General features: G+C 73.5%; 13 protein-coding genes and 1 pseudogene. 8 read left to right on the forward strand and 6 right to left on the reverse strand.

Translation table 11 applies throughout. The features are described 5' to 3' along the window. Nucleotides 1-61 precede the first annotated feature (61 nt). Genes AB0G50_RS10085 through AB0G50_RS10100 form a run of 4 tightly spaced genes read left to right on the forward strand, consistent with a single transcriptional unit; the run spans nucleotide 62 to nucleotide 5,777 of the window. Complete coding sequence (locus AB0G50_RS10085; protein ID WP_360104699.1) at nucleotides 62-1,792, forward strand: fatty acyl-AMP ligase; 1,731 nt, start codon at nucleotides 62-64, stop codon at nucleotides 1,790-1,792. Nucleotides 1,793-1,832: 40 nt separating this feature from the next. Beyond that, nucleotides 1,833-3,398, forward strand: a complete 1,566-nt coding sequence (locus AB0G50_RS10090; protein ID WP_360104702.1) for an acyl-CoA carboxylase subunit beta — start codon at nucleotides 1,833-1,835, stop codon at nucleotides 3,396-3,398. Next, a complete protein-coding gene (locus tag AB0G50_RS10095) occupies nucleotides 3,395-4,030 on the forward strand; it encodes an acyl-CoA carboxylase epsilon subunit (protein ID WP_360104705.1) in 636 nt (211 codons plus the stop codon). Before AB0G50_RS10090 ends, AB0G50_RS10095 begins: the two co-directional genes overlap by 4 nt. Before the next feature lie 7 nt (nucleotides 4,031-4,037). After that, nucleotides 4,038-5,777 carry a biotin carboxylase N-terminal domain-containing protein gene (locus AB0G50_RS10100; RefSeq protein WP_360105052.1) on the forward strand — a complete coding sequence of 580 codons (1,740 nt, stop codon included), beginning with the start codon at nucleotides 4,038-4,040 and terminating at the stop codon, nucleotides 5,775-5,777. Nucleotides 5,778-5,783: 6 nt separating this feature from the next. Here AB0G50_RS10100 and AB0G50_RS10105 read toward each other — a convergent pair whose 3' ends face one another. From AB0G50_RS10105 to icmF, 3 genes are all read right to left on the reverse strand, one after another. Beyond that, nucleotides 5,784-7,970, reverse strand: coding sequence for a BTAD domain-containing putative transcriptional regulator (locus tag AB0G50_RS10105; protein ID WP_360104708.1), 2,187 nt, complete (start codon nucleotides 7,968-7,970; stop codon nucleotides 5,784-5,786). A gap of 234 nt (nucleotides 7,971-8,204) precedes the next feature. After that, nucleotides 8,205-8,660 (reverse strand): hypothetical protein, encoded by a 456-nt coding sequence (locus AB0G50_RS10110; protein ID WP_360104711.1) that lies wholly within the window; start codon nucleotides 8,658-8,660, stop codon nucleotides 8,205-8,207. Between the two features lie 488 nt (nucleotides 8,661-9,148). After that, a complete protein-coding gene (icmF, locus tag AB0G50_RS10115; RefSeq protein WP_360104714.1) occupies nucleotides 9,149-12,388 on the reverse strand; it encodes a fused isobutyryl-CoA mutase/GTPase IcmF in 3,240 nt (1,079 codons plus the stop codon). A gap of 141 nt (nucleotides 12,389-12,529) precedes the next feature. Here icmF and AB0G50_RS10120 point away from each other — a divergent pair, with 141 nt between their 5' ends. From AB0G50_RS10120 to AB0G50_RS10130, 3 genes and pseudogenes are all read left to right on the forward strand, one after another. Beyond that, on the forward strand, nucleotides 12,530-13,351 hold the full coding sequence (locus AB0G50_RS10120) for a TIGR03619 family F420-dependent LLM class oxidoreductase (protein ID WP_360104717.1): 822 nt from the start codon (nucleotides 12,530-12,532) through the stop codon (nucleotides 13,349-13,351). A 175-nt stretch (nucleotides 13,352-13,526) separates the two neighbouring features. Further along, the gene (locus AB0G50_RS10125; protein WP_360104720.1) at nucleotides 13,527-13,688 is read left to right on the forward strand and encodes a hypothetical protein; all 162 of its coding nucleotides are present in this window, start codon (nucleotides 13,527-13,529) and stop codon (nucleotides 13,686-13,688) included. Nucleotides 13,689-13,780: 92 nt separating this feature from the next. Next, nucleotides 13,781-14,398: pseudogene (locus AB0G50_RS10130) on the forward strand (alpha-ketoglutarate-dependent dioxygenase AlkB). 10 nt (nucleotides 14,399-14,408) lie between these two features. On the opposite strand, the gene AB0G50_RS10135 reads toward AB0G50_RS10130, so the two are convergent. Together AB0G50_RS10135 and AB0G50_RS10140 are read right to left on the reverse strand one after the other, a co-directional pair. Continuing rightward, the gene (locus AB0G50_RS10135) at nucleotides 14,409-14,840 is read right to left on the reverse strand and encodes a helix-turn-helix domain-containing protein (RefSeq protein ID WP_360104723.1); all 432 of its coding nucleotides are present in this window, start codon (nucleotides 14,838-14,840) and stop codon (nucleotides 14,409-14,411) included. 18 nt (nucleotides 14,841-14,858) lie between these two features. Next, on the reverse strand, nucleotides 14,859-16,568 hold the full coding sequence (locus AB0G50_RS10140; protein WP_360104726.1) for an AMP-binding protein: 1,710 nt from the start codon (nucleotides 16,566-16,568) through the stop codon (nucleotides 14,859-14,861). Nucleotides 16,569-16,641: 73 nt separating this feature from the next. Here AB0G50_RS10140 and AB0G50_RS10145 point away from each other — a divergent pair, with 73 nt between their 5' ends. After that, a complete protein-coding gene (locus AB0G50_RS10145; protein WP_360104729.1) occupies nucleotides 16,642-18,213 on the forward strand; it encodes a protein kinase in 1,572 nt (523 codons plus the stop codon). Between the two features lie 364 nt (nucleotides 18,214-18,577). Here AB0G50_RS10145 and AB0G50_RS10150 read toward each other — a convergent pair whose 3' ends face one another. Continuing rightward, complete coding sequence (locus tag AB0G50_RS10150) at nucleotides 18,578-20,644, reverse strand: transglutaminaseTgpA domain-containing protein (RefSeq protein WP_360104732.1); 2,067 nt, start codon at nucleotides 20,642-20,644, stop codon at nucleotides 18,578-18,580. Nucleotides 20,645-20,746: the final 102 nt, after the last annotated feature.

The raw sequence follows: 20,746 nt of genomic DNA on the forward strand, positions 1-20,746 counted from the left end.
GTGCGCGGTCAGCGGGACCGCGCACGGGCCACTTCCGCCACAGGGACAGGGACTTCGACACATGACCACCATCGAACCCGATCAACGCGTCGGTCTGCGCACGCTGCCCGATGCCCTGCGGACGCGCAGCGAGGAGCAACCCGACGACGTGGCCTACGTCTTCCTGCACAACGGCGAGGAACCCCGGGAGACGCTGACCTACCGCGGCCTCGACGAGGGCGCCCGGTCCCGGGCCGGCGCGCTCACCGCGCTGGGGGCGGCGGGCGGCAACGCCGTGCTGCTCTACCCGTCCGGCCTGGAGTTCATCCACACGCTGCTGGGCTGCATGTACGCCGGTGTCGGCGCGGCGCCCGCCCAGGTTCCCCAGCACCGCAACGGGATCCGCCGGATGCGCCGGATCGCCGACGACGCGGGCACCACCACCGTGCTGACCACCGCCGCGGTGCGGCAGAGCCTGCTCGAGCAGTTCGGCGACCTGCCGGAGCTGGCCGGACTGACCTTTGTGGACACCGCCGCGCTGCCCGCGACCGACTGGGAGCCGGGCGAGGGTCCCGGGCCGGACGACGTGGCGCTGTTGCAGTACACCTCGGGCTCCACCGGCGACCCCAAGGGCGTCGTCGTCACCCACGCGAACTTCCTCGCCAACGTCGCCGAAACCGACGAGCTGTGGCCGTGCGAGCCGGACGGCACGGTCGTGTCGTGGCTGCCGATGTTCCACGACATGGGCATGCTGTTCGGCGTCGTGATGCCGCTGTGGGCGGGCATCCCGGCCTACCTGATGGCACCGGAGTCGTTCATCCGCCGTCCCGCGCGGTGGCTGGAGGCCATCGCCCGGTTCCGCGCCACGCACTCCGCCGCGCCGAACTTCGCCTACGAGCTGTGCGTGCGCGCCGCCGCGGCCGGCAACACCGCCGACGTCGGCGACCTGTCGAGCTGGCGGGTGGCCGCGAACGGCGCGGAACCCGTGCGCTGGCAGACGATCCGCGACTTCCTGGACACCTTCGCGCCCAACGGGCTCGACCCGCGCGCGATGTGCCCGGGCTACGGCCTGGCCGAGAACACCCTCAAGGCCACCGGCAGCCGGCACGACCGCGCCACCGAGCCGCTGTGGATCTCGGCCGCGGCGCTGGGCGAGGGCCGGGTCGAGGTCGTCGGCGAGTCCGCCGCGGCGACGCCCGCGGTGAGCAGCGGCGTGGCGGTGTCGGGCACGGTCGTGCGGATCGTGGACCCGGTCACCCACCACGCGTGCCCGCCCGGCTCGGTCGGCGAGATCTGGATCGACGGGCCGTGCGTGGCCGCCGGGTACTGGGGCAGGCCGGAGCGCAGCGAGGAGACCTTCCGCGCCCGCGTCGTCGGCCTGCCCGGCGCCCACCTGCGCACCGGCGACCTCGGCTTCACCCACGACGGCGAGCTGTACGTCACCGGCCGGCTCAAGGACGTGATCATCCGCAAGGGCCGCAACATCTACCCGCAGGACGTCGAGCTGTCCGCGGAGACCGCCGCGCCCGGCCTGCACCCCAACTGCGCCGCGGCGTTCTCGGTGGACGACGGCCGCGCCGAGCGGCTCGTGGTCGTGGTCGAGGCCGACGGTCGCGCGCTGCGCGCCACGCCGCCGGCCGCGCTGGCCGAACTGGTGGTCGCGGCCGTCCACGCCGACCACCGCCTGCGCGCCGACGAGGTCCTGGTGGTGCGCCGCGGCGCCCTCTCCAAGACCTCCAGCGGCAAGGTCCAGCGCCGCGCGTGCCGCAAGCGCTACCTGGAAGGGGACCTGGTCCCGGTGAACCCCCGATGACCACCGCGGGACCCGGCCCCGCGCGGGCGGTGACGCCGACATGACCCGGCGCACCACCGCGGAGCGGTTGGCCGAGCTGGAGCGGCGGCGGGACGAGGCCGTGGCGCCGTTCGACCGGGACGCCGTGCGGCGGCAGCACGAGAAGGGCAAGCTGACCGCGCGGGAGCGGGTCGAGGCGTTGCTCGACCCCGGCTCGTTCGTGGAGCTGGACGCGTTGGCGCGGCACCGCTCGCACAACCTCGGCATGCAGCGGCAGCGGCCGTTCGGCGACGGCGTCGTCACCGGGCACGGCACGATCGACGGCCGCCGGGTGTGCGTGTTCGCGCAGGACTTCACCGTGTTCGGCGGCAGCCTCGGCGAGGTCTACGGCGAGAAGATCCTCAAGGTGATGGACCTGGCGATCCGCACCGGCTGCCCGATCATCGGCATCAACGACTCGGGCGGCGCGCGGATCCAGGAGGGCGTCGTCTCGCTGGCCCTGTACGCGGAGCTGGTCAAGCGGCACGTGCAGGCCTCCGGCGTGGTGCCGCAGATCTCGCTGATGACCGGACCGTGCGCGGGCGGCGCGGTGTACGCGCCGGCGATCACCGACTTCGTGGTGATGGTCGACGGCATCTCGCACATGTTCGTCACCGGGCCGGACGTGCTGCGCACCGTCACCGGCGAGGACGTCGACCGCGAGGAGCTGGGCGGCGCGCGCAGCCACAACACGGTGTCCGGCAACGCGCACCACCTCGCGGCGGACGAGAAGGACGCGTTCGAGTACGTCCGCGCCCTGCTGGGTTTCCTGCCGGGCAACAACATGGAGGACCCGCCCGTCTTCGCCGCGACCGAGCCGGAGGCGTTCACCGAGTCCGACCTGGCGCTGGACGCGGTGATCCCGGACGACCGCAACCACCCGTACGACATGCTGCGCGTGGTGCACGGCGTCCTGGACGACGGCGAACTCCTCGAGGTGCAGCCGTTGTTCGCCACCAACGTGGTGTGCGGCTTCGGCCGGGTCGACGGGCACAGCGTGGGCGTGGTGGCCAACCAGCCGATGCGGCTGGCGGGCGCGCTGGACATCGACGCCAGCGAGAAGGCGGCCCGCTTCATCCGCACCTGCGACGCCTTCGGCGTCCCGGTCGTCACCTTCGTGGACGTCCCGGGGTTCATGCCGGGTCTGGACCAGGAGCGGCACGGCATCATCCGGCGCGGCGCGAAGCTGATCTACGCCTACGCCGAGGCCACCGTGCCGATGGTGACGGTGGTGACGCGCAAGGCCTACGGCGGCGGGTACGGCGTGATGGGGTCCAAGCACCTCGGCACGGACGTCAACCTCGCCTGGCCCACCGCGGAGATCGCCGTGATGGGCGGCGACAGCGCGGTGAACGTCCTGTACCGGCGGGAGGTCCGCGACGCGGCCGACCCGGACGCGGAACGGGAACGACTGCGCGCGGAGTACGAGGACGCGCTGTGCAACCCGTACGTGGCCGCCGAGCGCGGCTACGTGGACGCGGTGATCCTGCCGCGCGAAACCCGCTCCCAGGTGGCCGGCGCGCTCCGCGCCCTGCGCGACAAGCGGGTCACCCGCCTGCCGCGCAAGCACGGGAACATCCCGCTGTGACCGCCGACGTCCCGGTGCTCCGGCACGGCCCGCCGCCGGACACCGGCCACCGGTCGGGCCGGCCGGCACGCGAGGTGACCGAGGACCTCCCCGCACACCAGGGCGATCCACCCGGGTCGAACGCCGACGCCACCGCGCTCCACCACGACCCGACACCGCAGTCCGGCCGACAGTCAGGCCCGGAGGCATCGCGGTCGAACGCCGACATCGCCGTACTCCACCAAGAACCGACACCGCGCGCCGACCGGCAGCCGAACCCGGTCCCGGACAAGGCGAACGCCGCCCTGCGCCACCACGACCCGCGCTCCGGCCGGCAGTCGGACCCGGCGGCGAACGCCGACGCCACCGCGCGCCCCGACATCCCGGCGGCGACCGGAGAGGGGCGTGCTCCCGTGCTTCACGACGAACCGGCACCGCGAGCCGGGCTCCACCCGTCCGGGGCGGTGCGGGTGGCGGACGTCGTCGTGGCGCGGGGTGATCCCACGCCGGAGGAGTTGGCCGCGGTGCTCGTCGCCGCGGCCCTGCTCGACGCGGGCGCGGAGTCGCCCGGACGGCCGGCGCGCACCGCGTGGCGGCGGCAACCAGACAACCGGGGTCCGGGCGCGTGGCGGCGCGGCCCGGTCCCGTCGTGAAAGGGGAATCCCAGTGCGCAAGGTGCTGATCGCCAACAGGGGCGAGATCGCGGTCCGGGTCGCGCACGCGTGCCGGGACGCCGGTGTCGCCAGTGTCGCCGTGTACGCCGACCCGGACCGCGACGCGCCGCACGTCGAGGCGGCCGACGAGGCGTACGCGCTGGGCGGTGACACGCCGGCGACCAGCTACCTCGACATCGGCCGGATCCTCGACGCCGCCGCCCGGTCCGGCGCGGACGCGGTGCACCCCGGGTACGGCTTCCTGTCCGAGAACGCCGAGTTCGCCGACGCGGTCGTGGCCGCCGGGTTGACCTGGATCGGTCCGCCGGCGGCCGCGATCCGCGCGCTGGGCGACAAGGTCGCGGCCCGGGACATCGCCCGCCGCGTCGGCGCGCCCCTGGTGCCCGGCACGCCCGGTCCGGTGTCCGGCTCGGACGAGGTGGTGGAGTTCGCGCGCCGGCACGGCCTGCCGGTCGCGATCAAGGCGGCGTTCGGCGGCGGCGGCCGGGGCCTGAAGGTGGCGCGCACGCTCGAGGAGATCCCCGAGCTGCACGCCTCCGCGGTCCGCGAGGCCGTGGCCGCCTTCGGGCGCGGCGAATGCTTCGTCGAGCGCTACCTCGACCGGCCGCGGCACGTCGAGACGCAGTGCCTGGCCGACGTGCACGGCTCCGTCGTCGTCGTGTCCACGCGGGACTGCTCGCTGCAACGCCGGCACCAGAAGCTCGTGGAGGAGGCGCCCGCGCCGTTCCTGACCGCCGCGCAGAACGCCGAGCTGTACCGCGCCTCCAAGGACATCCTGCGCGCCGCGGGCTACGTCGGCGCCGGCACCTGCGAGTTCCTGGTGGCGGCCGACGGCACGATCTCGTTCCTGGAGGTCAACACCCGGCTCCAGGTCGAGCACCCGGTGACCGAGGAGGTCACGGGCATCGACCTGGTCGGCGAACAGCTGCGGATCGCCCGCGGCGAGGCCATCGGCTACGACGACCCGCCCGCGCGCGGCCACTCGATCGAGTTCCGGATCAACGCCGAGGACCCCGGCCGGGACTTCCTGCCCACCCCCGGCACGGTCACCGCGTTCGCGCCGCCGACGGGCGCGGGCGTCCGGCTGGACACCGGCGTGCGGACCGGTTCGGTGATCGGGCCGGCGTGGGACTCGTTGTTGGCCAAGCTGATCGTCACCGGCGCCACCCGCGAGCAGGCGCTGCGCCGCGCGGCCCGGGCGCTGGCCGGGTTCCGGGTCGAGGGCACCGCGACGGTGCTGCCGTTCCACCGGGCCGTCACCGCCGACCCGGCGTTCACCGCCGAGCCGTTCACCGTGCACACGCGGTGGATCGAGACGGAGTTCGCCACCACCCTCCCGCCGTTCCCCGACACCGCCGCGCCGACGCCCGATCGGCCGGCCCGCCGCACGATGACCGTCGAGGTGGGCGGCAAGCGGCTGGAGGTCAGCCTGCCCGAACTCGTCGCGGCCGCCGCGCCCGCCCGGAGCAAACCCCGGCGCGCGACCGGTCGGGTGGCCGCGAGCACCGGCGGCGACGCGCTCGCGGCGCCGATGCAGGGCACCATCGTGACGATCGCCGTCGAGGACGGCGCGACCGTGGCGGAGGGCGACCTCGTCGTCGTCCTCGAGGCCATGAAGATGGAACAGCCGCTGAAGGCGCACCGGGCGGGCATCGTCAAGGGCCTCACCGCGGAGCTCGGCTCGACGGTCGCCGCGGGCGCGGTCCTGTGCGAGATCAAGGACTGAGCGGGGTCATCTCCGGCCGGCGGCGCGCAGCCGGCGCGGCGGCCGCATCGACAGCAGCGAGCGGAAGTAGCTGCGGCGCTCGGGCCCGGCGCTGCTGGTGGCGCGGACCGCGCGGTGGAACCACGACGTCGGGTCCGGGTGCTCGTCGGGCTCGGCCGCGACGACGTGGTCGATCAACTGGTCGACCGCCGCGTCCGACAGCGCGTCCAGGGTGATCATCGCGCAGTGCTGCTTGCCGCCGGACCAGTCGCCCCGGCGCTGCACCAGTTCCGGCCGCGCGGACGCGACCACGAGCAGCGGGATCTCGGCGAAGTCGGCGAGCCCGTTGACGAAGTCCAGCAGGTCGTCGTCCGCCCGGTGCAGGTCGTCGATCACCAGCACCAGCGGGTGCCGCAGCGCGGTCCGGTCCAGGAACAGCCGCCAGTCGTCCAGCTCCGACCGCACGTCCAACCGCTCCGCCGGCGGGCCGTCCGGGTCGAAGAACACGCTCAGGCACGCGTACAGGTGCTCCACGCGCTCCGGCGGCACCATCCCGTCCACCGTCCGGCGCACCTTCACCAGCGCCTCCTCGTGGCTGTCGCCCGACCGGATGCCGCACAGCGCCGAGACCAACTCGCCCTGCACCGCGAAGACGCTGTCCTCCACCGACGACGGCGTGCGGCCGACGACGAACCGCGCCAGGTGCGAGCGCGGCGAGACCACCCGCTCGAACTCCGACAGGATCCGGGTTTTGCCGGTGCCGGGTTCGCCCAGCACGGTCACCAGGTGCGGCGTCGCCCGGTGCGAGGCGCGGTCGAACAGGTCGCACAGCAGTTCCAGCTCGAACTCCCGTTCCACGGTCGGCATCACGTCGTGGCCCACGTAGTCGCCGCGCACACCGCGCACCGCCCACTCCCGGCCGTCCGCCCGGTCCTCGAGGTGCACCATCGACCCGATCGCGCCGCGGGTCGCCGCGTCCACCCGGATCTCGCCCGCGTCGGCGCGGGACAGCAGGGTGTGGCACGAATCGAGCAGCGTCGCGGCGATCCGGTGCGGCCGACCCTCGCGCCGGTGCCCGGCGGGCGCGGGCCCCGTGCCGACCGCCGCGTGCGAGCACACCTCGAACCCCGGCGCGCCCGGGTTCACCACCGGTCCGCTCGGCGCGTTCAACCCCTCCCGGATCGCCAGCGCCACCAGCACCGCGCGCTCCGCGCCGTCCTCGGACCCGAACAGCGCCACCGACACCGACCCGATCGCCGCGGTGACCGCGCCGCCGAAGTGCTCGACGGTCCCGGTCACCCAGCGGGCCACCCCGGCCATCATCTGGTCCATCTCGTCGGCCTGCACCGACCGCGCGTCCGGCACCAGCGTCGTGCGCACCAGCAGCACGCTGACCTGTCGACCACGCCCCGGTTCCGGCCTCGGCGGCGGCGCGGGGGTCGGTGCCCGCACCACGACCGCCTCGGGCAGCGTCAGCGACGCGTCCTGGTTCAGGATCGCGTGCTGCAACGCCTGGAGGTCGCCGCCGGGCTCCAACCCGAGATCGCCGACCAGCGTGGCCCGCACCCGGCTGTACACGTCGAGCGCGTCGGCCTGCCGCCCGCTGCGGTAGAGCGCGATCATCAACTGCCGGCACGACCGCTCCCGCAGCGCCGACCCGGCCGCCATCGTCTCCAACTGCGCGATCACCGCCGTGTGCCGCCCGCACGCCAACTCGGCCTCGAAGTAGTCCTCCATCGCGTCCAGCCGGGCGTTGCGCATCGCGGTCAGCTCCGGCCAGTCGATGCCCGCCTCGACCAGGTCCGCCATCGCCGGACCGCGCCACAGCAGCAACGCCTCCCGCAACACCGCCGCGGCCTCCTCCGCCGCGCCCGCCGCCAACTTCTCCCGCCCGGCGCGGATGTCGCGCTGGAACCGGAAGAAGTCCACGTCGTCCGGGTCCACCCGGAGCCGGTAACCGGGCAGCTGCGTGACCAACTCCGGCCCGGCACCGGACCCCTCGGGACGCAGCACCCGCCGCAGCCCCCAGATCGCGTTCTGGAGGATCTTGCGGGCCGAGGTCGGCGAGTCGTCCAACGGCCACAACGCGCTCACCAACCGACTCGTGGACACCACCCGGTTGGCGTGCAGGAGCAGGTAGCCCAACGTCGCCCGCTGCCTCGTGCCGCCGAGCGCGACCCGCCGCCCGTCGTCGATGGTTTCCAAAGGTCCCATGATCCGAAACTGCACAGGCACCTCCTCGTTCGCTGACCGGACGTTCGTGGATCACCAGGCTATCCATCGCCGGGTAACCGACAGCTCATCGGCGAACCCGTCTCCCGGTTACCGCCACGAGACCACCGCCCACCATTTCCACCCGCACCGGAAATGGCGTCGACCCGAACCCGACACCGAATTGCCCGAACCGCGACCGATTCCCGCCCGCGATTTACCCGAACACCCGATTCGTCACGCCGGCGCGGCCCGCCAAATCGCCTCGTACACCGACGCGAACGACGGCAACACCCGCCGATCCGTCCGCGGCGGGCAGACCCACCGCACCGGACCACCGGGCGTGTGACTGGGCGGCAGCGCCAGGTACCCGGGCCGATCCACCAGCACCGCGTTCGGCGGCACCCGCAGGTTCCCCACCTCCGGCTGGTCCACCAGCACCACCCACGTCTCCACCCGCCCGGGGTAGGCCAGCACCGGCCCACCCCCGACCTCCACCCGCGAGGCGAACACGGCGGCCATCGCCACCCCGATCACCCCACGCCCGACCGGCAGGTACACGTTCCCGCCGCTGAGCACGAGCGGCCACCCCAACCCGATCGCACACCGCTCCACCGCCGCGTGCAGCTCGTTGGCGTACCGCACGGCGGCGCACGTCCCGAGATCGTCCATGGCCAGGCGTTCGACACCCACCCGAGCCCGGTTCACCTCGCACGCCGGCACAACCCGGACGGGCGCGCCCCGACCGGGTACCGCACGCCGGCCAGGGCGGACACGCCGGTCGGCGGAGCCGCGCGAACCGCACGAAAACCCGCCGGTACGCTGGCAAAGCCGCAGTTCACGCAGTGTCTTCCCCGCACACGCGGGGGTGTTCCGAGGTGCGGGTGGATCGTCGTGTCGTCCGCCACGTCCTCCCCGCACACGCGGGGGTGTTCCGGGCGGCGTGCGCGCTCGGCGCGTGCTGCTGTGGTCTTCCCCGCAGACGCGGGGGTGTTCCCGCGACAGACGGCCTCACGATGGCGCTCCGCGCGCCTTCCCCGCGCACGCGGGGGTGTTCCGGCCGAGAAGGTCCTGCGCGGCCTGACCGTGGCGTCTTCCCCGCACCCGCGGGGGTGGTCCGGGCGGCTTGAGCGCAAAGCCCGAACTCGCGCCGGCCTCCCCGCGCACGCGCGGGCGTCCGCCTACACGTTGCGCCGGTACTGGCCGCCCACCTCGAAGAACGCCTCCGTGACCTGGCCCAGGGTGCACACCCGCGCCGCGTCCATCAGCACCGCGAACACGTTCTCCCCCGACGCCGCCGCCTCCTTCAGCCGGCGCAGCGCGGGCTCGGCCTCCGCCGCGTGCTCCGCCGCGAACGCCAACGTCCGCTCCACCTGCGAGGACTTCTCGTCCTCCGTCGCACGGGCCAGCTCGATCGTCACGTGCTCACGCGACCCGTCGTCCGGCAGGAACGTGTTCACCCCGATCAGCGGCAGCGACCCGTCGTGCTTGCGCTGCTCGTAGAGCATCGACTCGTCCTGGATCCGGCCGCGCTGGTACCCGGTCTCCATCGCGCCCAGCACACCGCCCCGCTCGGACAGGCGGTCGAACTCCAGCAGGACCGCCTCCTCCACCAGGTCGGTCAGCTCGTCGATCACGAACGAGCCCTGCAACGGGTTCTCGTTCGCCGACAGGCCCCACTCCTTGTTGATGATCAGCTGGATCGCCATCGCCCGGCGCACCGACGACTCCGTCGGCGTGGTGATCGCCTCGTCGTAGGCGTTGGTGTGCAACGAGTTGCAGTTGTCGTACAACGCGCACAACGCCTGCAACGTGGTCCGGATGTCGTTGAAGTCCATCTCCTGCGCGTGCAGCGACCGACCCGAGGTCTGCACGTGGTACTTGAACTTCTGCGACCGCTCGTTCGCGCCGTACCGCTCCTTCATGGCCACGGCCCAGATCCGCCGCGCCACCCGGCCGATGACGCTGTACTCGGCGTCCATGCCGTTGGAGAAGAAGAACGACAGGTTCGGCGCGAAGTCGTCCACGTTCATCCCGCGCGCCAGGTACGACTCGACGTAGGTGAACCCGTTGGCCAGCGTGAAAGCCAACTGGCTGATCGGGTTCGCACCCGCCTCGGCGATGTGGTAGCCGGAGATCGACACCGAGTAGAAGTTGCGGACCTTCTGCCGGATGAACCACTCCTGGATGTCCGCCATCATCCGCAGCGAGAACTCCGTGGAGAAGATGCAGGTGTTCTGCCCCTGGTCCTCCTTGAGGATGTCCGCCTGCACCGTGCCGCGCACGTTCGCCAGCGCCCACGCCCGCAGCTCGTCCGCCTCCACCGCCGACGGCTCCCGGCCGTGCTCGGCGCGGAACACCTCCACCCGCTGGTCGATCACCGTGTTCAGGAAGAACGCCAGGATCGTCGGCGCCGGGCCGTTGATCGTCATCGACACCGACGTCGCCGGCGCGGTCAGGTCGAACCCGTCGTAGAGCGCCTTCATGTCGTCCAGCGTCGCGATCGACACGCCCGACGTGCCGATCTTGCCGTACACGTCCGGCGGGGTGTCGGGGTCGCGGCCGTACAGCGTCACCGAGTCGAACGCGGTCGACAGCCGGGTCGCCTCCGACCCCTTCGACAGGTACTTGAAGCGCCGGTTGGTGCGGAACGCGTCACCCTCGCCCGCGAACATCCGCGCCGGGTCCTCGCCGTCCCGCTTGAACGGGAAAACCCCCGCCGTGTAGGGGAAGTAGCCCGGCAGGTTCTCCTTGCGCAGGAACCGCAGCAACGTGCCGTCGTCGTCGTAGCGGGGCAGCGACACCCGGCGCACCTTGTTGCCCGACAACGTCTCCCGGGTCAACCGGGTGTGGATCTCCTTGTCCCGCACCCGGACCACCAGCTCGTCGCCGCTGTAGTCCTCGACCACCCGCGACCAGTCCGCCAGCAGCTCCGCCGACGTGCCGTCCACGTGCCGGCGCGCGGACTCCAACAACGCCGCCACGTCCGCCGTGTCGTGCCCCGCGTCCGCCAACGCGTCCCGCGCCGCCTCCAGGTGCGCCACCCGCCGCACCGCGTCCACGTGCGTCTCGGTCGCCCGGTGGTACCCGCGCACCGTCTCGGCGATCTCCGACAGGTACCGCGCCTTCGACGCCGGCACCACCGTCGACGCCGCCGTCGACACCTTGCCCTCCACCACCGGAAGCGCGCCCTCGCCCACCACGAGCCCGCGCTCCACCAGCGCCGACCGCAGGTGCTGGTACAGCGCCGTCACACCGTCGTCGTTGAACGTCGCCGCGCTCGTGCCGAACACCGGCATGTCCTCCCAGGACACGCCGAACGCCTCCCGGTTGCGCACCAACTGCCGCGCCACGTCCCGACGCGCGTCCTCCGCGCCCCGGCGCTCGAACTTGTTGATCGCCACCGCGTCCGCGAAGTCCAGCATGTCGATCTTCTCCAGCTGCGACGCGGCGCCGAACTCCGGCGTCATCACGTACAGCGAGTGGTCCACGAACGGCACGATCGCCGCGTCGCCCTGACCGATGCCGGGCGTCTCCACGACCACCAGGTCGAACCCGGCCGCCCGGCACGCCAGGATCGCGTCGGCCAACCCGTCCGGCACCTCCGAGCCCGCGCGCCTGGTCGCGAGCGAGCGGAAGAACACCCGGTCGCCCTCCAGGCAGTTCATCCGGATCCGGTCGCCCAACAGCGCGCCGCCACCCCGACGCCGGGTCGGGTCGATCGCCAGCACCGCGATCCGCAGCTTGTCCTGCTGGTCCAGCCGGAACCGGCGCACCAGCTCGTCGGTCAGCGACGACTTGCCCGAACCACCCGTGCCGGTGATGCCCAGCACCGGCACCGGACGCGCCGCCGCCGCCTTCACCAGCGTCTCGCGCACCTCGGCCGGCAGCACGCCCGCCTCGATCAACGTGATCGCCCGCGCCAGCACGTCGTCGGAACCGGTCAGGAGACCGTCCCAGGACGACGGCGGCCGCTCGGCCAGGGAGTGGTCGCAACCCTCGACCATCGTGTTGATCATCCGCGCCAGACCCAGCTGCTGGCCGTCGGCGGGCGAGAAGATCCGCGCCACGCCCCGCGAGTGCAGCAGCTCGATCTCCTCCGGCACGATGACGCCGCCACCGCCGCCGTAGACCTTGATGTGGCCCGCGCCGCGCTCGTTCAGCAGCTCGACCAGGTAGCTGAAGTACTCGACGTGCCCGCCCTGGTAGGCGCTGATCGCGATGCCCTGCACGTCCTCCTGGACGGCGGCGGCCACGACCTCCCGCACCGACCGGTTGTGCCCGAGGTGGATCACCTCGGCGCCCTGGGCCTGGAGGATCCGCCGCATGATGTTGATCGCCGCGTCGTGGCCGTCGAACAGGCTCGCCGCGGTCACGAACCTGACCGGGTGCTCGGGCTTGTGCAGATCGGTGGAGGTCACGACGGCTCCTTCGGCATCGCGGAACTCACCCCAGATTACTAGGACATCCAACTATCGGAAGCGCAAGGGGTGTGGCCTGCGCCTCACCAGGCGCGGAAAGCCCGTCGACAGCGGTCGAGCCGGCCCGGAAGCATGGTCGACATGGAACTGGGGCTGCACGGCTTGAACACCCACGGCGTCATCGCGCCCGACGACGTCCTCCGACTCGCCCGCCTCTCCGAGGAACTCGGCTACCGGTCCTGGTGGACCTCCGACCACGTGGTGCAACCGGCGGGCTCGGTGGACCCGATGCTCGACTCGCTGGTGCACCTGGCCTTCGTCGCCGCCGCGACCACCACCCTCGAACTGGCCACCGGCGTGCTGATCCTGCCGCAGCGCGACCCCCGGGTGCTCGCCAAGCAGGCCGCGAGCCTGGACGTGCTCAGCGGCGGCCGGCTGCGACTGGGCGTCGGCGTCGGCTGGGAGGAGACCGAGCTGCGCGCGCTGGGCGTGTCGCCGCGCCGGCGTGGCCGGCTCACCGACGAGCACCTGGACGCCATGGAGGCGCTCTGGGCGGCCGAGCCGACGCCGTACACCGGGTCGACGGTGTCCTTCGCGGGCGTCGACGCGCTGCCCAAACCCGTCCGCCCGCACGGTCCGCACCTGGTCGTCGGCGGCCACAGCCCCGCCGCGTTCCGCCGGGCGCTCACCCGCGCGCACGGCTGGTACGGCGTCGGCGTGTCCACCGACCTGGAGCAGCACCTCGCGGGCCTGCGCGCGGCCGCGGCCGAGGTGGACCGGCCCGAGCGGCTCGGCCGGCTGGAGATCTCCTTCATGCACTGGGGCGACGAGCCGATCACGCCCGACCTGGCGCGCCGGTACGCCGACCTGGGCGTGGACCGACTGGTCCTCTACCCGCTGCCGCTCGCGAACGCGACCGACGTGGCGACGTTCCTGGAACAGCACGCGGACCTGGCGCGATGACCGCGTGGCATCACACGATCGGAGTAGAACGGCGCGGATGGCGGGCTTTGCCGAAGGCCTGCGGGACAATGCCCGAACCGCCATCGGAGGGTTCGTTGATCTTTTGCGCCGGCCTGGCCGTTCCCCTATCCGGAGGTGCGTGTAGCTTCCGACCGAAAGGGGTACGAGGACTCTCATGAGCAGCACACCGATCTACGACGAGCTGGCCGCCATCCTGCTCGCCGACCAGCCGGTTTCCCCGGAGAAACCGGTGGTCAAACCCGACGAGACGCCGCAGCCCGCCCAGCCGGTCGCCCGCACCGGCGGTCGGCGGCGCAAGCCGGACACCGAAGCCTGACGTCCGGCACCCGGCTCACTTTCGGCCTGCACTGAAGCAATAGATGCGATGGTGATCGAACACCAGTTCGACGTTCGGGTTATCGTGTCGTCATGCAGGTCTCGCTGTTCGACGACGGCGCGCAGGCCGTCGGTGTGCGACCGCTCGACGGCCTGCGCCGCACCACCCTCGGGGACGGTGCGTGGATCGACGTCCTGCCGGGGTGGCTGACCGGAGCGGACGAGCTGTTCCGGCACCTGGCCGCGACCGTGCCGTGACACGAGGACCGGCGGCGGATGTACGAGCGCGTGGTAGCCGTACCGCGGCTGCTCTGCTTCTACCGCGAGGCCGACCCGCTGCCCCACCCCGTGCTCACCCGGGCCCGCGCCGCGCTCAGCGCGCACTACGCGACCGAACTGGGCGAACCGTTCCGCACCGCCGGCCTGTGCCACTACCGCGACGGCCGGGACAGCGTCGCCTGGCACGGCGACACCCTCGGGCGCGGCGCCCGCGAGGACACCATGGTCGCGATCGTCTCGGTCGGGTCGCCGCGTTCCCTGCTGCTCCGCCCGCGCGGCGGAGGCGAGGGCGTCCGGTACGCGCTGGGCCACGGCGACCTGGTCGTCATGGGCGGCTCGTGCCAGCGGACGTGGGAGCACGCGGTCCCGAAGACGGCGCGCGCGGTCGGCCCCCGGATCTCGGTCCAGTTCCGCCCGCGCGGCGTGCGCTGACCCCTCGGCGTCAGCGGTCCACGAACGACACCGAGGTCACCGGCAGCGCGCAGTCCGGACAGGACACCCCGACCCGGACCCGACCGCCGCAACCCTCGTGCAGCGCGGTGCGCGGCGGCCCGTCCGGCGCCAGGTGCCGGTCGCCCCACTGCATCAGCGCCAGCACCACCGGCGTCAGCTCACGCCCCTTCTCCGTCAGCACGTACTCGTGCCGCGGCGGACGGGCCTGGTACTGCTCGCGCCGCAGCACGCCGTGCTCGACCAGTCCGGACAGCCGGTCGCTGAGGACGTTGCGCGCGATGGGCAACCGGCCGAGGAACCCGTCGAACCGGGTTTCCCCGAGCAGCGCGTCCCGCACGATCAGCAAGGTCCACCGCTCGCCCACGACCTCTAGGGTGCGGGCGACCGAGCAGTCCTGGCCGTCGTAGGTGCGTCCGAGCATCCGGCGATGATAGCGACGTCATTCCACATCGCGTGGAACGCTGCCGGAGCGCAACCCCGGGAAGTCCTCCTCCCGGTACTCCCCCGGCCGCCGGTCGGCGGTCTCGCGTCCCCGCAGCTCGACCCGGCGGATCTTGCCGGAGATCGTCTTCGGCAGGTCGGTGAACTCGAGCCGGCGCACCCGCTTGTACGGCGCGAGGTGCTCCCGGGCGTGCCGCAGGATCGCGAACGCGGTGTCGGCGTCGGCCGGGAACCCGGGCGCCAGGACCACGTACGCCTTCGGCACCGCCAGCCGCAGCGGATCGGGCGACGGCACGACCGCGGCCTCCACCACCGCCTCGTGCTCCAGCAGCACGCTCTCCAGCTCGAACGGCGAGATGCGGTAGTCCGACGCCTTGAACACGTCGTCGGTGCGGCCCACGTAGGTGATGTAGCCGTCGTCGTCCACCGAGCCGACGTCGCCGGTGTGGTAGTAGCCGTCGCGCATCACCTCGGCGGTGCGCTCGTCGTCGCCGTGGTAGCCCACCATCAGGCCGAGCGGGCGGTGCGCGAGGTCCAGGCAGATCTCGCCCTCGCTGCCCGGCTCGCCGGTCACCGGGTCCACCAGCACCACCTCGTAGCCGGGCACGGGCCGACCCATCGACCCCGGCTTCACCGGTTGGCCGGGCGTGTTGGCGATCTGCACGGTGGTTTCGGTCTGCCCGAAGCCGTCCCGGATCGTCACGCCCCAGGCCCGTTCGACCTGCTCGATCACCTCGGGGTTCAGCGGCTCGCCCGCGCCGACGACCCGCACGGGCGGGGTGCGCAGCGCGGTCAGGTCGGACTGGATCAGCATCCGCCACACCGTCGGCGGCGCGCAGAAGCTGGTGACGCCGCAGCGGTCCATCTCGGACATCAACCGGACCGCGTCGAAGCGGGTGTAGTTGTGCACGAACACCGTCGCCTCGGCGTTCCACGGCGCGAACACGTTGCTCCACGCGTGCTTCGCCCACCCCGGCGAGGAGATGTTGAGGTGCACGTCGCCCGGCCGCAGCCCGATCCAGTACATCGTGGACAGGTGGCCGACCGGGTAGGACACGTGGGTGTGCTCGACCAGCTTGGGCCGCGCCGTCGTGCCGGAGGTGAAGTACAGCAGCAGCGTGTCGTCGGCGCGGGTGTCGCCGTCCGGGGTGAACGCCGCGTCGGCGTCCCGGCTCTCGTCGTAGGACAGCCAACCCGGCACCGGGTCGCCGACCGCGACCCGGGTGTAGTCGCCGGGCACGCCGTCGAACTTGGCCGCGTCCCGCGAACCGGTGACGACGTGCCGCGCGCCGCCGCGCTCGACCCGGTCCACCAGGTCCGCCGGGCCGAGCAGGGTGGTCGCCGGGATGACCACCGCGCCCAGCTTCATGGCCGCGAGCAGCGTCTCCCACAGCTCGACCTGGTTGCCGAGCATCAGCACGACCCGGTCGCCCCTCCGCACACCGTGCGACCGCAACCAGTTGGCCACCTGGTTCGAGCGGCGGGACAAACCCGCGAACGACCAGCGGCCCTCCGTGCCGTCCTCCTCCACGATCCACAGCGCGGTCCGGTCGTTGCCGGCCGCGATCACGTCGAACCAGTCCAGCGCCCAGTTGAAGCGGGTGAACTCCGGCCAGGCGAACCCGGCCCGCGCGGCGTCGTGGTCGGTGGCGTGGTCCAGCAGGAAGTCGCGTGCCGCCCGGAACCCGGCGGAGATGTCGGAGGCCATCTCCGCAGCGTGCTTCGGGTCGGGGACCGCCAACACCCCCATTCGGAGGTGTCGATCCCGGTACCATGCGCCGGTGGATCCGGACCTCCAGGCCTGGGCGCCGCCACCGCGCGCCGCCACGCCGGCCGTCGCGCTGCCGGGCTACTCGGACTTCCGGCTCGTCGCGCACGGCGGCGAGGGCACCGTGTACCGGGCGCGGCAGGACGGGCTCGGCCGGGACGTCGCGGTCAAGGTGCTGACCGTGACCGATCCCGAGACCGTCGCCCGGTTCCGCCGCGAACTGGAGATCACCGTCCGGCTCGGCCGCCAGCACCCGCACATCGTGACCGTGCTGGACACCGGTGCGGTCGACGGCCGGCCGTGCATCGTCATGGAGTTCCACGACCTCGGCTCGCTGCACGACCGGCTGACCGCGCGCGGGCCCCTGCCGGTGGCCGACGTGGTGGCGGCCGGGATCGCGGTGGCCGACGCGCTGGCGTTCGCGCACGGCCAGGGCATCCTGCACCGGGACGTGAAGCCGCAGAACGTGCTGGTGCTGCCGACCTCGTACGTGCTGGCCGACTTCGGCATCGCGCGCGGCGCGGACGCGGGCCACTCGGCGTCGCTGGGGTTGGTGAGCTACCGGCACGCCGCGCCGCAGGTGGTCGACGGGCAGCCGCCGTCGGTCGCGGACGACGTGTGGTCGCTGGGGTCGACGCTGTTCACGCTGCTCGACGGCCGGCCGCCGTTCGACGACGGCACCGACTCGATGCTCGCCTACCTCCAGCGCGTCCGCTCCGGGCAACACCGCCCGTTGCCGCCCGACGTGCCGCCCGCGCTGGCCGCGATCGTGCTGCGGTGCCTGCGCCCGGAGCGGGCCGACCGCTTCCCGGACGCGGCGTCGCTGCGCGCGGCACTGTCCGCCGTGCCCCTGGAACTGTCCACTGTGGACCCCGATCACACGGTCGCGGTGGTGCCGGCCGCGGCGCCGTCGTTCCCGGAGGGCCCGACCGAACTCCCGGACTTCGGCCCGCGCCCGGTCGTGGAGGAGCAGGCGGACCCCGCCGAGCCGGACCCGGTGCGCACCTGGACCGAGGACCTCGCCGACCTGACCGTGCGCCACCACGACCGCCCGCTGCCCGTACCGCCGCCGGCGCCGGCCGCACTGGTCGACCTGCCGGAACCGCCGCCGCGCCGCCGTCGGCGCACGCCGTGGTTGCTGGGCGGCGCGGCCGTGGCGGCGGGTCTGGTGATCGGCCTGGTGGTGAACCTCCGGCACGAGGACCACGGCGCGGCTCCGCCTTCGGCGGCTCCTTCCACTGGGCCATCGTCCACGGCGCCATCGTCGGCCGCGCCGACGTCGGTGGCCGAGGGCGGCGACCCGAAGTACGCGCCGGTGCTGAAGCCGTTGGACGACGACGGGTCGAGCATCGGGTTGACGTGGACCGACCCGACGGGCGGCAAGGCGCAGTTCGTGGTGGTGGACGTGACGACGGGAACCCCGAAACCCCTGGTGACGGTGGCGGCGGGCGCGACGACCCACCGCGTGGAGAACCTGGACCCGAGCGCACCGAAGTACTGCTTCCAACTGATCGCGATCGGCCTGGACGACCCGTCCACCCAACGCGGCGCGTCCCCCAAAACCTGCACCACCCGGGGCAACTGACCGCCGCGACCGACGGCCGGGTGCCACCGGAACCCGCGCCCCTGAGGAGTCCGAGGGCGCCCAGCGTGCCGGCGTCCTGGCCACCTCTCGGTCCGGGGCGACGCCGAGGCCTGGGCGGCGCCGAGCGTGCGGGCATCCTGCGGAACCACCGACGAGGTCGGCGCAAGCGCGGGCCTCGCGGTGCGCGCGAGCTCGGCAGGCCTGAGCGTGCCGACACCCCGCACAACCACCGATGCCGTCGGGCCCGAGGCGCCGGCGTCCCGCGGAACCGACCGACGCCGTCAGCGGTGGCGCGAGGCCTCGCGGTGCGCACGCACTCGGCGGTCCTCAGCGTGCCGACACCCCGCGCCACCGGCCGACGCGGTCAGCGGCGGCGGCGCAGGGGGCGCGGGTCCACCGGCCAGAAGAGCTTGCGGTGCCAGGGGATTCGGCGTTTCAGGGCGGCCCTGGTCTCGCGGGCCAGGCGCCAGGCCTCGTCGTCCGGTGGTGGGGTTGTGCCGGTGATCCGTGCGGCGCGGGCCGACGCGGCGGTGTCCTGGTGGCTCGGCGCGAAGGCGGCCGCGTCGGCCAGGTGGGCCAGGCGGACGGCCGGTGGCAGGTTCAGCTCGCGCGCGATGTCGGGCGCGGTGCGGTCGGGTTTCGGGGTGCGGCCGGCGAGCAGCAGGGCGTCCAGCACGTAGGCCCACGCGCCCCTCGGCCCGGCCCGGCGCAGGCGGGCTCGGCGGCCGAGGCGGAGCAACGCCAGCAGCGACAGCAGCACGAGCGGGGTCGCCGGGATCGCCAGGAGACCGAGCCACCGCTGGGCCGACGCGGGCGCGGCCTCGGGGTGCGAGGTGGCGGGCGGCGGCACGTACGGCGGTGGCGCGGACAGGTTCGTCGTGGTGGGCGTCGCGGTGATCGACGCCAGCCGGTCGAGGACCTCGCGCTTCGCGGCGGCGCTCGACGCGCCCGACGACGTGCCCGCCACCGGGTCGAACAGCACCCATCCCCAGCCGGTGAAGTAGACCTCGGGCCACGCCGTCGCGTCGCCGCCGCGCACCACGCCGTCACGCGGCTGGAACCCGACCACCACCCGCGTCGGCAACCCGACCGCCCGGCCCAGCACCGCGAACGCGGAGGCGAACTGCTCGGCGGTGCCCGCGTTCGCGCCCGGTTCGCCCGGGTTGCCGAACAGGAAGCGCTCCAGCCTCGCGTAGGACGACCCCACCGGCGCCTGGGCGTCCGGCGTGCGACCGGTGCGCACCACCTGTTCCAGCGCGACGGCCCGTTCGTACGGCGTCTTCGCGGTCCGGGTGGCCTGGCGCGCGTACTCGCCCAGCGAGTAGGGCAACCCCGGCACGGCGGTGTACCGCCGGGCGCCCGGCACCGACGCGGTCACCAGGTCGCCGTCGTCCGGCGTGTCCAGCACCCCGCGCACCCGGTAGCTCAACCCTCCGGTCACGTCACCCGGCAGCACCAGCGACCCCGAGTCCGGGTCGACCACCGCGTCGGCGAGCGTGACCCCGGTGGGCCGCCCGACGACCGGCAACCAGTTGCCGCGCAACTCGCCGATGGTGATCGACGCCTCGACCTCGCGGGTCCGCGCCCCGGCGGGCAGATCGGGTTCCGCGACCGCGCCGAGCGGCCCGTACAACGACGCCGCCCGCCACGCCGCGCCCGAGTAGTCCGACAGCGCCACCAGCCGCACCGCCTGGTCCGAGCCCTGGACGCGGAACAGCTCGGCCGACCCGAGACCCGCCCACGACGCCAACTGCGGCAGAGGGCTGGACACGCCGAGGTCCACCACCGGCGGTCGCACGAGGTCACGCGGCTCGAACGCGCCCGACGTCGGCAGCACGGACGCCACCAGCGCCACCACCGCGCCCAGCGCGGCGGGCAACCCGAGCAGCACCCGACCACCGCGCTCGACCCGGTCGACCACCACCCACCCGACCGCGACCAGCGCGACGAACCCGAGCGCCACCAGCCCGTGCGGATCGGCCCGCCCACCGGTGAGCAGCGCGGCGGCGGTGTAGAGCACGACCATCCCGCCCGCCGGCGCGACCAGCGCCCGCCCCCGCCCGTCCACCGACACGGCGACCGCCAGCGCGACGGCGAACACCAGCAGCGCGCCGGGCGCGAGCAGACCGGGCGTGGCGGGCGCGGGACGTGCCGCGGTCAGCAACCGGGGAACCAGGTCGAGCACCACGGACACCGGCGACTCGGCGCCCCGACGCGCCGCGAGGTACGCCCCGAGCGCCGCGAGCACCACCAACCCGAACAACACCAGCCCGCGCGACACCCGCCGCCACCGGACCAGCGGCGCACACCCGAACGCGACCACGACCACACCGACGAACACCGCGGCCGGCACCCAACCCTGCCACCCGACCCCGAGGTACGCCGCCGCCGCGGCCACGACCACCGCGGCCCACCCGCGCCGCGCGCTCACCGCCACCCCCGAAACCGCGTCCACGCACCGGGCGCGGCACTGTCCACAGTGGACCACGAGGTCGTGCCGGACGCCGCGAGTTGCCGGCAGGTCAACGACAAG

It is taken from the genome of Actinosynnema sp. NPDC020468, from assembly GCF_040642015.1.
Lineage (GTDB): Bacteria > Actinomycetota > Actinomycetes > Mycobacteriales > Pseudonocardiaceae > Actinosynnema.